Here is a 12,732-nt window from a genome sequence, read left to right on the forward strand (position 1 = left end):
CGGCGCCGCATGCAGATCCGTCAACTGAAGGAGGAACATTCATGAACGCAGCAGCAAGCAATCCCGGCCGCGTCCTGGTCACGGGAGGCGGCTCCGGGCTCGGCGCCGCTGTGGTCGAGGCCGTCCGCGCGGCCGGCGGCACCCCGGTGGTGCTGGACCGCGACGTGAGTCGGGTGGCCGGAGCCAAGGCGCTCGAAGTAGACGTGGCGGACCGCGAGGCCGTCACCGCCGCCGTGCGCGAGGCGGCGGAGTCGCTCGACGGACTGGACGCCGTCGTGACCGCCGCGGGGATCGACCGCTGCGGCAGGCTGGAGGACGTGCCGGCGGAGGAATGGGAGAAGGTGATCGGCGTGAACCTGCTCGGCACCGTCTCGGTGGTCCGCGCCGCACTGCCCTATCTGGAGGCGAACCACGGCCGCGTCATCACCGTGGCCTCCTCACTTGGTATCAAGGCCGTCTCCGACGCCACCGCCTACTGCGCGTCGAAATTCGGCGTGGTCGGCTTCAGCCGGGCGCTGGCCGCGGAGACCCGCGGCCGGATCGGGGTCACCACGATGATTCCCGCGGGCATGAAAACGCGCTTCTTCGACGACCGCACCGAGCAATACAAGCCGCAGGACGACTCACGGCTGAACGACCCGGAGCGGGTGGCCGAGGCGATCCTGTTCGCGCTCGGCCAGCCGCGCGGCTGCGAGGTGCGCGAGATGGTTATTTGCCACGAAGAAGAAGACTCGTGGCCCTAAGCTGGGCCAGGTCCGCGTAGACATCCTCTGCGCGGACCTGCTCGGTCAATGCGAACGCGTGCCCGCAGTGCGGCGCGGTCCAGCCCACTTGGGTGACGTCCGCGCCGCACTGCGGGCAGTGTGTTGTCCAGGACAGGTGCACCCGGTGCAGGGTGCGCCCCAGCGGCCCGGCCATGATCAGGTTGCCGACCCAGTAGATTCCCACCGTCGGCGTGCCCACGGCCTGTGCCAGGTGCCGCGGGCCGCTGTCGTTGCCGAGCATGACGTCGCTGGCGCGCAGCACGGCCGACAACTCCGCCAGCGTCAGCCGCCCCGCCGCGGAACGGATGCTGCCGCCGTCGTCCGCGTGTTCGCGCGCCAGGGCCACGACCTCTTCGGCGAGCGGAACGTCCGAATCGTCGCCGACCAGCAGGACCTGGCTGCCGTCCGCGGCGGCCTGGGCGGCCACGCGGGCAAAGGACGACGCCGGCCAGCGGCGGCGCGGATCGGTGGCGCCGGGGTGGATGGTCACCAGGGAGGGCCGCCCCGGATCCAGCCACTCGGAGGCCAGCTCCTCTTCGTCCGGCAGCGGAGCCAGTTGCGGCTGCAGCGCTGCCGGAGCGGCGCCGGCCAGGCCGACGACCTCCAGGGCACGCAGGACCTCGTGCTGGTAGTAGAGGTACGGAATGGTGCGTTCCAGGGCGGCGGCGTCTTCGGTGCGGGTGCCGACGGTGTGCCGGGCGCCGAGCCGCAGCAGGAAGGGGTTGGAATGGCGGCCGCCGCCGTGCAATTGGACCGCCAGGTCGAACTTCCGGGCGCGCATCCGCTCCATGAAGTCCTCCACGGCTTCCGGATCCTCCGGGCCGGGGCGCACGCCCTCCGCCAAGGGCAGAGGCTCGATCCGGTGCACCGGTCCGGGGCGTCCGCCGAACAGCGCGGCGTGGGCTTCGGTGCCCAGCAGCGTGATTTCGGCCTCCGGATACGCCGCGGCGAGGGCGTCGATGGCCGGCACGGCGAACATCACGTCGCCCAGCCCGCCGCCGCGCAGCACCGCGATGCGGCGCACGCCGTCGAAGCGTTCGAGAATCGGCCCGATGCCCAGCCCGTGGGCGGCTTCCGGCGCCAGGCGCTCGCCGCCGAAGGCCGCACCGCCGGTGGCGACCTCGGTTCCGTTGAGCTTGGCTCCGTCGCCCTCCGTTCCATTCCGCTGCGCGCGTGGCTGATGCTGCATGGGCTCCTCCGGCTCCGGTCGGCTGGCGTACGGGTGCCGGTCTGCTCGCTGCAGGACCGGCTTCCAGCTTCACCCTAAATGCTGCATCGGGCGGTGGCCAGAGCTCCCAAGAGGTTCGCATGCGCGTGTCTGAAGTCGTCCTCAACGGGGTACGGAAGGGGGAGAAGAGGCCCGATTGCCGCGGCCGGATCCGAACAGTAGGGAGCGTAATGACAACGGTTTCAGGGACCGCTTTGCACGAAGGCCAGGCCACCATCACGATCCTCGACCCGCGCGACGGCAGCTTGGCCGGAACCGTTCGCGAGGCCGGCCGGGCGGAGGTGGAACAGGCCGTCGCGGCCTCCCGGCGGGCGCAGCCGGGATGGGCGCAGCGCGACGCCGCGGAGCGCGGCGGCTTCCTGCACGCCGCTGCGGACGCGCTCCAAACCGGCGCCGCCGAACTTGCCGCGCTGAATGCGCGGGAGACCGGCCGCCCCGAGGACCAGGCGCTGGAGGGCGTCCTCGCCGGGGCGTCCACGCTGCGCCAGTATGCCGAGCTGGCGCCGGTGCATCGCGGCCACAGCCTGCGCGGCGGGCGGCTGGCCGCGGACTACACGATCGCGGAGCCCCGGGGCGTGGCTGCCCTGCTCACCCCATGGAACGATCCGGTGGCCGTGGCCGCCGGCCTGCTCGGCGCGGCGCTGGCCACCGGGAACACGGTGCTGCACAAGCCGAGCGAGCGCTGCCCGCAATTGGGCCAGCGGCTCGGTGAGATGCTGGCCTCCGTCCTGCCTCCCGACGTCCTGATCACGCTGACCGGCGGACCCGCCGTGGGGGAGGCCCTGACCCGCCTGCCCGGCATCGACGTCTACGCCCACGTCGGTTCCAGCGCCACCGGGGCGCGGATCGCCCGGGCCGCGGCCGAGAGGGGCGCCCACGTGGTCCGCGAGAACGGCGGCAATGACCCGCTGCTCGTCGACGACGGCGTCGATCCCGTGTGGGCCGCAGGGCAGGCGGCGCTCGGGGCCTTCGCCAACAGCGGGCAGATCTGCACCTCGGTGGAACGGGTCTACGTGCACCGGTCGGTGGCTGACGCGTTCTGCGAGGCGCTGGTAGCCGAGGCCAGGCGGCGCAATGCCGGCCGCCTGCTCGGCCCGCTGGTGGATGACCGGCTGCGCCGCGAGGTGCACCGACAGGTCGGGGAGGCCATCGACGGCGGCGCCGTCGCCGCGGAAGGCGGTGCCCTGCCCGACGGCCCGGGCTCGTACTATCCGGCCACGGTGCTGCTCGGCTGCACCGAGAGCATGGCCGTCATGCAGGAGGAAACGTTCGGCCCCGTGGCTCCCGTGCGCGTGGTGGACAGCTTCGAGGAAGGACTGGAACTCGCAGCCGTCGGCCGGTACGGGCTGGCCGCCACCGTCCTGACCGCCGACATGGAGCACGCCCAGCGCGCCATTGCCGGCCTGGATGTCGGCACGGTGAAGGTCAACGCCGTCTTCGGCGGGGCGCCCGGCGGCTCCGCCCAGCCGCGGCGGGACAGCGGCCACGGGTTCGGCTACGGGCCGGAGCTGCTGGACGAGTTCGTGCAGGTCAAGGTGGTCCACCTGGGCCTGCCCGGCGGAGCCACCCGATGAGCGCGGGGCTCTCCGGCATCTCGGGGCTGTCCGCCTGGCTGCCGGAGCGGCTGGCCGAGGCGGCACCGCTGGTGACCGTGGTCGGCGACGTGATGCTGGACGGCTGGTTCAGCGGCCGCATCGACCGGTTCTGCCGAGAAGCCCCGGCCCCCGTGGTGGACATGGCGCACCGCGACTACGCTCCGGGCGGCGCCGCCAACACCGCCATGAACCTGGCCGCACTCGGCGCGAAGGTGCGGATGGTTGGCCTCGTCGGCCTCGACGACGCCGGCACCCGGCTCCGCGGCCTCCTGTCCGCCGCAGGCGTGGATACGGCGGGGCTCATCGAGCACCCGGGGGTCGTCACCACGACCAAGTACCGCGTGATCGGCGGCGACCAGATCATGCTGCGGATGGACGAGAGCACGCCGCGGCCGCCGGCCGAGGCCCTGCAGCAGTTGGCCGCCGCGCTGCCGGACGCGGTGGCGGGCTCGGACGCCGTCGTGCTCTGCGACTACGGCTCCGGCGCGCTGGAAGGACCGCTGGGGGACGTGCTCCACCTGCAGCGCGAGGGCAAGCTGCTGGTGGTGGACGCGCACGACCTCCGCCGCTGGCGCACGCTTCGGCCGGACCTGGTGACCCCCAACGCCCAGGAGACCGCGCGGCTGCTGGAGCTGGAGTTCGAGCCGGACGGGGACCGGGCGGGCCTGCTGGCCGAGGCCGCACCCAACCTGCTCGCGGCGACCGGCGCGCGCGCCGTGGTGTCCACCCTGGACCGTGACGGCACCCTGCTGCTGACGCACGACGGCGGCACGCACCGGACATGGGCATCTCCGGTGAGCGAGAAGCAGGCCTCCGGCGCGGGCGACACCTTCGTGGCGTGCCTGACGCTGGCCCGCGCGGCCGGGCTGCCGCTGACCACCAGCCAGGACCTGGCGCAGGTGGCCGCGGACGTCGTCGTCCACCGGCCGGGCACCTCTGTCTGCACGACTGCGGACCTCGCCGGGCACCTGGGCGCCTTCACCGAGGCCGCGCTGGGCGCGGACGAGCTGGCCCGCGCCATCGCGACGGAACGTGCCGCCGGCAAGCGGATCGTGCTGACCAACGGCTGCTTCGACGTGCTGCACCGCGGGCATACCAGCTACCTGACGCAGGCGAAGCAGCTCGGAGACGTGCTGGTAGTGGCCCTCAACAGCGACGCGTCCGCGCGCCGGCTGAAGGGGCCGGACCGGCCGATCAACCCGGCGGCCGACCGGGCGGGCGTGGTGGCCGCGCTGAGCTGCGTGGACTACGTGACGGTCTTCGATACGGACACGCCGATCCCGCTGATCGAATCACTGAAGCCGGACATCTACGCCAAGGGCGGGGACTACTCGGCCCAGATGCTGGCCGAAACCCCGGCGGTGGAAGCCTACGGCGGGCAACTGGCCATCCTGGACTACGTCTCGGACCATTCGACGACGGCGGTGGTCCGGCGCATCCGGGCCCAGGACGGGGCGGGGGAACCGGCCGCCGGAACGGGTCCGGCATGAGCCACGGCCCCGAAGCCACCAGCCAGGGCCCAGGCGACGCGACCGGCCATGCCCCAGGCCGCCGCGGCGCGGGCGAGTGGGCCAACCCCCTGACGCCGGCCGGGACGCCCGAGGTGCAGGTGCTGATCCCCAGCTACGGGCGCCAGGACGCGCTGGCGGTGACGCTCGCCGGCCTGGCCGCCCAGGACGGCCCCTCCTTCGGCGTCATCATCAGCGACCAGACGGAATCCGGCCCGGCGTGGGAGCAGCCGTCGACGGCCGCCATGGTCCGCGTGCTGCAAGCCCAGGGCCGCCCCGTGCAGCTGGAGCACCATCTGCCGCGCCGGGGCATGGCCGAACAGCGCGACTTCCTGCTGGGCCTGGCCGAGTCGCCGCTGGTGCTGTTCCTCGATAACGACATCTGGCTGGAACCTGGCATGCTGGCCCGGCTCACCGCCGCCCTGCGCGAGGCCGGCTGCGGGTTCGTCGGCTCGGCCGTGCAGGGCCTGTCCTACCTGGACGACGTCCGCCCGGACGAGCAGCAGCCGTTCGAGCTGTGGGACGGGCCCGTGCGGCCGGAGCGGATCCGCCGCACGGACGAGGCGTTCGGGCGCTGGACGCTGCACAACGCCGCCAACCTCGCGCACATCGCCGCCCGGCTCCGCATCCCGGCCGGAGGCTGGCGGCTGTACCGCGTGGCCTGGGTGGGCGGCTGCGTCCTCTTCGACCGGCAGGCCCTGCTGGACTGCGGCGGCTTCGCCTTCTGGAAGGACCTGCCGGCCGCCCATGCCGGCGAGGACGTCGTGGCGCAGCTGAAGGTCATGGAGCGCTTCGGCGGCGCCGGCATCATCCCCTCCGGGGCGGTGCACCTGGAGGCGCCGACCACCGTCGTCGACCGTTCCACAGAAGCCACCGAGGTGCTGCTCGACGAGTGACCTGGCACAACTGATTCGTCCAAGCGGCCCGGGCCCCGATACAATGGGCGGAGCGTAAGGGAGTATTCCGAAGCGCTGCAGCCGTCAACACGTAGGGCACCGATGCCCCGCCGGGTGCAGCGCCTGGCAGCAGCCGGGGGAGAGACTTGCGGGTACGTTGCTACCCACCTTACGAAAGAGGAACCTGATGACAGTTCCACCCCTGATCTGGGGAATCACGATTGTCGTGATCCTGGCCCTGCTGGCCTTCGACTACTTCTTCCACATCCGCAAGGCGCACGTGCCGACGCTGAAGGAAGCGGCCATCTGGTCGTCCATCTACGTCGGCATCGCGATCATCTTCGGCATCCTGGTGCTCGTGTTCGGCGGCAGCGCGATGGGCTCGGAGTACTTTGCCGGCTACATCACGGAGAAGGCGCTCTCCGTAGACAACCTCTTTGTCTTCCTGATCATCATCGCCAGCTTCCGGGTCCCCCGCGAGGACCAGCAGAAGGTGCTGCTGTTCGGCATCGTGTTCTCGCTGATCGCGCGGACCGGCTTCATCTTCCTCGGCGCGGCCCTGATCAACTCCTTCGCCTGGGTGTTCTACGCCTTCGGCCTCATCCTGATCCTCACCGCGGGCAACCTGCTCAAGCCGGACAAGGACGGCGACGAGGCGGACAACTTCATCATCCGGCTGGCCCGGAAGATGTTCCACACCACGGACTACTACGACGGCGACAAGCTCACCACCATGGTGGACGGCAAGAAGGCCCTGACCCCGATGCTGCTGGTCATGGTGGCCATCGGCGGCACGGACATCCTCTTCGCCCTGGACTCCATCCCGGCCATCTTCGGCCTGACCCAGAACGTCTACATCGTCTTCACCGCCACGGCCTTCTCGCTGATGGGCCTGCGCCAGCTGTACTTCCTGATCGACGGCCTGCTGGACCGCCTCATCTACCTCTCCTACGGCCTGGCCGCGATCCTGGCCTTCATCGGCGTGAAGCTGATCCTGCACGCGCTGCACGAGAACAACCTGCCGTTCATCAACGGCGGCGAGCCCGTCGAGGTCATCGAAATCACCACCGGGCTGTCGCTGACCGTCATCATCGGCGTCCTGGTGATCACGGTCGTCGCCTCGCTGCTCAGCAAGGCCGGCAAGGCCCAGACGGCCATCAACAACGCCCGCCGGCACGCGGTCAACTACCTCGACCTCGGGTACACCGCGGACCTGGAGGAGCGCGAGCGCATCTTCAAGGCCCTGGTCGAGGAGGAACGCCAGATCCTGCAGATGGAGCCGAAGTACCGCAACAAGGCCAAGGACGTGGACAAGATCCGCGAGCAGGTGGCCGAGGCGCACCGGCAGCACGAGGAATACCTCGCCCGGTAGCCACGCAATGTAACCACAGAACAACGCAAAGAATAACGACGGCGGTGCGCACCGCCGTCGTTATTCTTTGCGTTCCGGGGCATCCCTTCAGAGGACTGCGGGACTGCGGGACTGCGGGATTGCGGGACTACGGGCGCATGCTGCCCGTCTCGACGAACCGCTGGTGCCAGGACAGCGCCTCGCCGAGCAGGTGCGGCGTGTGCTTGCCCAGGCTGTCGCGGCAGGCGCGGTCGAAGTAGTCCTCGAGCATCGGCCGGAAGTCCGGGTGCGCGCACTTCTCGATGACCAGCCGGGCGCGCTGCTTGGGGGACAGGCCGCGCATGTCCGCCAGACCCTGTTCGGTCACCATCACCATCGTGTCGTGCTCGGTGTGGTCCACGTGGCTCACCATGGGCACGATCCCGGAGATCTTGCCGCCCTTGGCGGTGCTCGGGGACATAAAGATTGACAGGTAGGAGTTGCGGGCGAAGTCGCCGGAGCCGCCGATGCCGTTCATCATCTTGGTGCCGGCGATGTGGGTGGAATTCACGTTGCCGTAGATGTCCGCCTCGATCATGCCGTTCATGGCGATGCAGCCCAGGCGCCGGATGACCTCCGGGTGGTTGGAGATTTCCTGCGGCCGCAGCAGGATCTTGTCGTGGTAGAAGTCCACGTTGGCGTTGAACTCCTCCAGGCCCGGGGCGCTCAGCGAGAAGGACGTGGCCGAGGCCATCCGCAGCACGCCGGAACGCAGCAGGTCCAGCATGCCGTCCTGGATCACCTCGGTGTAGGCCGTCAGGCCGCGGAAGCCGCCGGTCGAGAGCCCGGCCAGCACGGCGTTGGCGACGTTGCCGACGCCGGACTGCAGCGGCAGCAGCTGCTCCGGCATTCGGCCGCGCTTGATCTCATGCTCGAAGAAGTCGAGGATGTGGCCGGCGATCCGCATCGACGCCTCGTCCGGCGGGTTGAAGGGCGAGTTGCGGTCCGGCGCGTTGGTTTCGACGACGGCCACGACCTTCGCGGGGTCCACGCGCAGGTAGGGCTCGCCGATCCGGTCATCCGGATGCTCCAGCATGATCGGCTTGCGGTGCGGCGGCAGCGCGGTGCCGTAGTAGACATCGTGCATGCCTTCGAGGCCGTCGGGCTGCCACTCGTTGACTTCGAGGATGACCTTGTCCGCGTCCCGCAGCCAGGTCATGTTGTTACCCACCGAGGAAGAGGGGATCAGCCGCCCGTCTTCGAGGATGCCGGCGACCTCCACGACGGCCAGGTCGATGTGCCCGAAGAACCCGAACCAGGTGTGCTGGGCGACGTGGCTCAGGTGCATGTCTATGTAGTCGATCTCGCCGGCATTGATCTGGCTGCGCAGGGCCGGATCCGACTGGAACGGCAGGCGCAGCTGCATTCCCTTGGCCTCGGCCAGCACACCGTCGAGCTCGGGGGCCGTGGACGCGCCGGTCAGGACGTTGATGCGGAAGTCTTTGCCGGCGTCGTGCTCCCGCGCCATCAGCTTGGCCAGCGATCCGGGCACGGCCTTCGGATAGCCGGCCCCGGTGAAGCCGCTCATCGCGACCGTCATTCCCGGCTGGATCAGCGCGGCTGCTTCGTCGGCGGACATGAGGCGCTCGGCCAAACCGGCGCTGCGGATGCGGTGGTGCATTGACGATCCTTCGTTCTCGGGTTCGGCTCAACTCTAGTACGGGCCGCCTCCAGGGACCGGCCGGAGCCGCTTCAGCGGCGTCATGGCCCCGGCCTTGGGGCGGCCCGCGGCGGTTGCCGGGAGTCCCTTCCACGCCCAGATGGCCGGTGCTACGGTGAGGTTACGGATCGATAAAGCGCACGGCTTGCGCCGCTGCGGGAAGGAGATCGCAATGGTGGAACGGGGCAGCAACAAGCACGGACCCGCGCTGGATGACCAGATGAAGCATGAAGACCAGGGCCTGATCCAGGGCAGCAAACCGGGACACGCCGAGGAATTCCGAGAGACCGAACCCTTCCCCGACGAGACGGACAGTTCCGAGGTGCTTGAGGCGCTGCGGAACGAGTCAGCCAAGCGCAACGCCGAACAGGGCCGCCGGGACAAAGAAGAAGAGGGCGGTGTGACCCGCTGATGGCTGAGCAGCTCAATTCGTACGCGGACCTCTACCGGAAGACCGGCCCATGGACCACGGTCTACGTGGACGCGAGCACCGGAACCGTGGACACCCTCCGGGCCGGCGACGTGCTGCCGGACCGGGTACGTGACGTGCTCTCGAGCCAGGGCATTTCGAAGCCGGACCTGCGCGCGGTCGAGGAAGCCATCGCTCCGGCCACCGGCATGCCGGCGCCGGTCACCCGCTACGTGCTGGTCCGGGATGGCAACGTCGAGGTGAACGAGGTCCTGCCCGGGCCCATGACGGGGCCGGAGAAGATCTCGGTTGACACCGTGCCGGACCTGCTGCCGCTGATCAAGCAGCGCGGCGATGACTTTCCCTACGTGGTGGCGGAGGTAGGACGCGACGGCGGTGAGATCCGCCTGCAGTACGCCCGCCGCGGCGGCGTGGCCGAAGAGCACGCGGTCGAGGGGGACCGGGAAAACCTCAAGAAGGTGCCCACCGGAGGCATGGAGCAGGGCCGCCGGCAGCACCGGACCGAAGAGATCTGGCGCAAGAACGCGGACGAGATTGCCGCTGCCATCGATAAGGTGGTCCGCTCCTGCGGCGCCCGACTGCTGATCGTGGCCGGCGACATCAGGGCGCGGGAACTGGTGGTGGACCAGCTCTCGGAGGCCAGCCGCGCAATCGAGGCGACGGTGGAGTCCCACACCAGGACGGGCGGGGCGGACCCGAAGGCGTTCCAGCAGGAAGTCTCGCGGCTCGTCGCGGAGGTCTGGGCGCGGCAGCAGCAGGAGATCCTGGACAAGCTCGCCGTGCAGAAGGGCCAGAGCCATCCCGTCTCGGCGAACGGCTACGGCAACGTGGTCTCCGCGCTGCAGCAGGCGCAGGTGGACCGGCTCATCCTGGAGGATTCCTCGCTGACCGGACACGAGGCGTTCGTGCTGGACCAGGAACCGTGGATCGCGACGCAGAAGAGCGATGCGCTCGGCGGACGGGTGCTCGGCAGCATGGCCGCACCGGCGGCGCTGGTCCGGGCGGCCGCGCTGACGGACGCCAAGGTTTCGCTGGTGCCGCCCGGCGTCCTGGACCCGGGAACCAAGGTGGCGGCGCTGCTGCGCTGGCCGACCGGGCCGGACGTGCCGCACTCCTGACTTAAACGCCCAACGCGCATCCAACGCAGAACGACTCCGGCGGGATGATCCCGCCGGAGCCGTTCCTCGCGTCGGGCCGGTGCTTCGGACCTCGCGCCGGGCCCTGATGGCTGCCCTTGCGTCAGCCGAGCACGTTGAAACCGCCCAGCGCCTGGGCGATCGGCACCGCGGAGGCGGCGGCCCACGCCTGCGGCCTGCAGGCCGTCGGATAGGGAACCGGCGGCCACATCCGGGACGAGTCGTGTCCCGAGAACAGCTCGGGCAGCCGCCAGCCGAACCCCTCGGCGGCGTCCAGCAGTCCGCGTGCAAGCTTGGCCGCCTGCTCATCGAACCCGTCCCGCATCATGCCCATCAGGATCCACGCCGTGTCGTGGGCCCAGACCGAGCCGGCATGGTGCCGCGTGGGCCAGTACCCGCCGTTGGTGTCCGAGATGGTCCGCACCCCGTAGCCCGTGAACATGCTGCGGTCCATCAGGCGTTCGACCACGAGGGCCTTCTCCTCCGGGTGCAGCAGCCCAGTGCCGAGCAGGTGCCCCATGCTGGAGGCGAGGGCATCCACCGGGCGCTTGTCGCGGTCCAGCGCGGCGGCGGGATAGGCGCCCGCCTCGTCTTCGCACCAGAACTTCTCGCGGAAGCGCCGGGCCAGGTCGGCTGCGAACGCGCGCCATTCGCCGGATCCCGGCAGGCCGAAATGGTCCAGCATCTCCGCGCCGACGGTGGCGGCCTCATGGGCGTAGGCCTGGACTTCCGCGAGGGCGATCGGCCCCTGCGCCACCCGCCCGTCATGGAAACGGATGGCATCAGGCGAATTCTTCCAACCCTGCCAGCCGCCCCCGGAACCCTCGCCGGGCGACTCGAGGAAACCGTCGCCGTCGGAATCGCCGTACTCCTGCAGCCAGGACAGGGCCGCCTGCAGGTTCGGCAGCAGCTGCTGGACCTGCGCATCGGACATGCCGCTGTGCCAGGCGTCGTGCAGCAGGATGATCCACAGGCAGGTGGTGTCGATGGATTCGTAACTGACCGCCGGCACCTGCCGGATCCGCCCGTCGTCGTCCGTCTCGTAGCTCACCCGCCGGACCTCGTGCAGGATCTTTCCCGGCTGCTCGCCCGAATCCCCCGAGCTGTGCGTGCCCTGCCGGGCGGCCAGCGCGCGGAGCGTGCCGGCCGCGAGCTGCGGGTCGATCAGCAGCAGCATCCGGGCCGCGACCAAGGCATCCCGGCCGGACAGCGTCATGGCCCAGGGCGCGCCGGCGGCCAGGAACGAGTTCTGCTGGTACGTCCGGTCCGCGATGCGCAGGCCGTTCAGGTCGCTGATGGACCGGGACATCAGCCGGATCAGGCGGGGGTCACCGCTGACAGAAGGGGTGCGCAGCGGCTGGCCGTCGGCCGCCACCACCGGGAAACCCTCATTGCGCAGGTCCAGCGACCAGTCAACGACGACGGCGTCCGCCGGCGGCAGATCGAATTCCCAGGCCAGCAGGACCTGGCTGCCGTTGAACTCGACCTCGGCTCCCTCGGCCGATAGGCGGGCGCCGGTGCCCTCGCCGCGCCACTGCCATTCGCTGGAGCCGGGTGCCAGGGACCCGGCTGCCGTCGAGGCGCCGGCCTTGACCTGCTCCAGCGGCGTCGAGTCCGCGACCAGTTCCACTTGCACGCTGAGGCGCACCGGGTCTGTCCGGATGGATTTGAAGGTTAGCGACTCTGCCAGCCGGCCGGGCACCGCGGTCCGCATCCTGGTCACCGAGACCAGCGGGTCCGCCGACTGCGCCGGCATCCGGATGACGTAGACGAATTCGTTCTCGCCCGAGGTGTATTCCTGCGTCGAAAGCCACTCCGGCTCGGCGCCGTTGACGCGCAGGACGGCACGGGCCAGGACACGGTCGTCGCCGCAGTAGGCACCCTGCGCGCCCTCGCCCCGGATCTGTCCGTGGTGGTCGCTCCATGCCTGGATGGGCGCGGCGACTACACCGGTCAGGTCGTGCAGGTAGGGCTGCCGGAAGGTCATTGATGCTCCTTCAGGATGCCATTGACACCCGATTTGAACGTTCATACTGTGGTGTTTAAATCTTGGCAGAAACCCTCTTTCACGCAACCCCTGCCTGAAGGGCCAGCGCCTCGCGCGGGGAGCGGAGGCAGGAAAGGC

The 12,732-nt window shown here is 70.2% G+C and carries 10 protein-coding genes; 7 read left to right on the plus strand and 3 right to left on the minus strand.

All coding sequences use genetic code 11. The features are described from left to right. Positions 1-41: 41 nt before the first annotated feature. Positions 42-743 (plus strand): SDR family oxidoreductase, encoded by a 702-nt coding sequence (locus tag OC550_RS21255; RefSeq protein WP_262107948.1) that lies wholly within the window; start codon positions 42-44, stop codon positions 741-743. Here the strand turns inward: OC550_RS21255 and OC550_RS21260 are convergent. Then, entirely contained in the window at positions 709-1,953 is a 1,245-nt protein-coding gene (locus OC550_RS21260) for a glycosyltransferase family 9 protein (protein WP_262107949.1), read from the minus strand. The two genes, OC550_RS21255 and OC550_RS21260, sit on opposite strands and share 35 nt — an antisense overlap. A 209-nt stretch (positions 1,954-2,162) precedes the next feature. Between OC550_RS21260 and OC550_RS21265 the strand changes: the two genes are divergently transcribed. The 4 genes from OC550_RS21265 (at position 2,163) to OC550_RS21280 (ending at position 7,363) form a co-directional block, all read left to right on the plus strand. Continuing rightward, positions 2,163-3,566 (plus strand): aldehyde dehydrogenase, encoded by a 1,404-nt coding sequence (locus tag OC550_RS21265; RefSeq protein WP_262107950.1) that lies wholly within the window; start codon positions 2,163-2,165, stop codon positions 3,564-3,566. After that, a complete protein-coding gene (rfaE2, locus tag OC550_RS21270) occupies positions 3,563-5,077 on the plus strand; it encodes a D-glycero-beta-D-manno-heptose 1-phosphate adenylyltransferase (protein ID WP_262107951.1) in 1,515 nt (504 codons plus the stop codon). The genes OC550_RS21265 and rfaE2 overlap by 4 nt, the downstream gene beginning before the upstream one ends. Next, complete coding sequence (locus OC550_RS21275; RefSeq protein ID WP_262107952.1) at positions 5,074-5,991, plus strand: glycosyltransferase family 2 protein; 918 nt, start codon at positions 5,074-5,076, stop codon at positions 5,989-5,991. Before rfaE2 ends, OC550_RS21275 begins: the two co-directional genes overlap by 4 nt. A gap of 187 nt (positions 5,992-6,178) precedes the next feature. Continuing rightward, positions 6,179-7,363 carry a TerC family protein gene (locus OC550_RS21280; RefSeq protein WP_262107953.1) on the plus strand — a complete coding sequence of 395 codons (1,185 nt, stop codon included), beginning with the start codon at positions 6,179-6,181 and terminating at the stop codon, positions 7,361-7,363. A gap of 127 nt (positions 7,364-7,490) precedes the next feature. Here OC550_RS21280 and OC550_RS21285 read toward each other — a convergent pair whose 3' ends face one another. Next, positions 7,491-9,002: an acetyl-CoA hydrolase/transferase family protein gene (locus OC550_RS21285; RefSeq protein WP_262107954.1), complete on the minus strand. Its 1,512-nt coding sequence runs from the start codon at positions 9,000-9,002 to the stop codon at positions 7,491-7,493. Between the two features lie 211 nt (positions 9,003-9,213). Here OC550_RS21285 and OC550_RS21290 point away from each other — a divergent pair, with 211 nt between their 5' ends. Further along, positions 9,214-9,453 (plus strand): hypothetical protein, encoded by a 240-nt coding sequence (locus tag OC550_RS21290; protein WP_262107955.1) that lies wholly within the window; start codon positions 9,214-9,216, stop codon positions 9,451-9,453. After that, positions 9,453-10,589: a Vms1/Ankzf1 family peptidyl-tRNA hydrolase gene (locus OC550_RS21295; RefSeq protein WP_262107956.1), complete on the plus strand. Its 1,137-nt coding sequence runs from the start codon at positions 9,453-9,455 to the stop codon at positions 10,587-10,589. Before OC550_RS21290 ends, OC550_RS21295 begins: the two co-directional genes overlap by 1 nt. A gap of 121 nt (positions 10,590-10,710) precedes the next feature. Here the strand turns inward: OC550_RS21295 and OC550_RS21300 are convergent, their stop codons facing one another. Further along, positions 10,711-12,594: a glycogen debranching N-terminal domain-containing protein gene (locus tag OC550_RS21300; protein ID WP_262107957.1), complete on the minus strand. Its 1,884-nt coding sequence runs from the start codon at positions 12,592-12,594 to the stop codon at positions 10,711-10,713. Between the last annotated feature and the right edge of the window lie 138 nt (positions 12,595-12,732).

Source organism: Arthrobacter sp. Marseille-P9274, assembly GCF_946892675.1.
GTDB lineage: Bacteria > Actinomycetota > Actinomycetes > Actinomycetales > Micrococcaceae > Crystallibacter.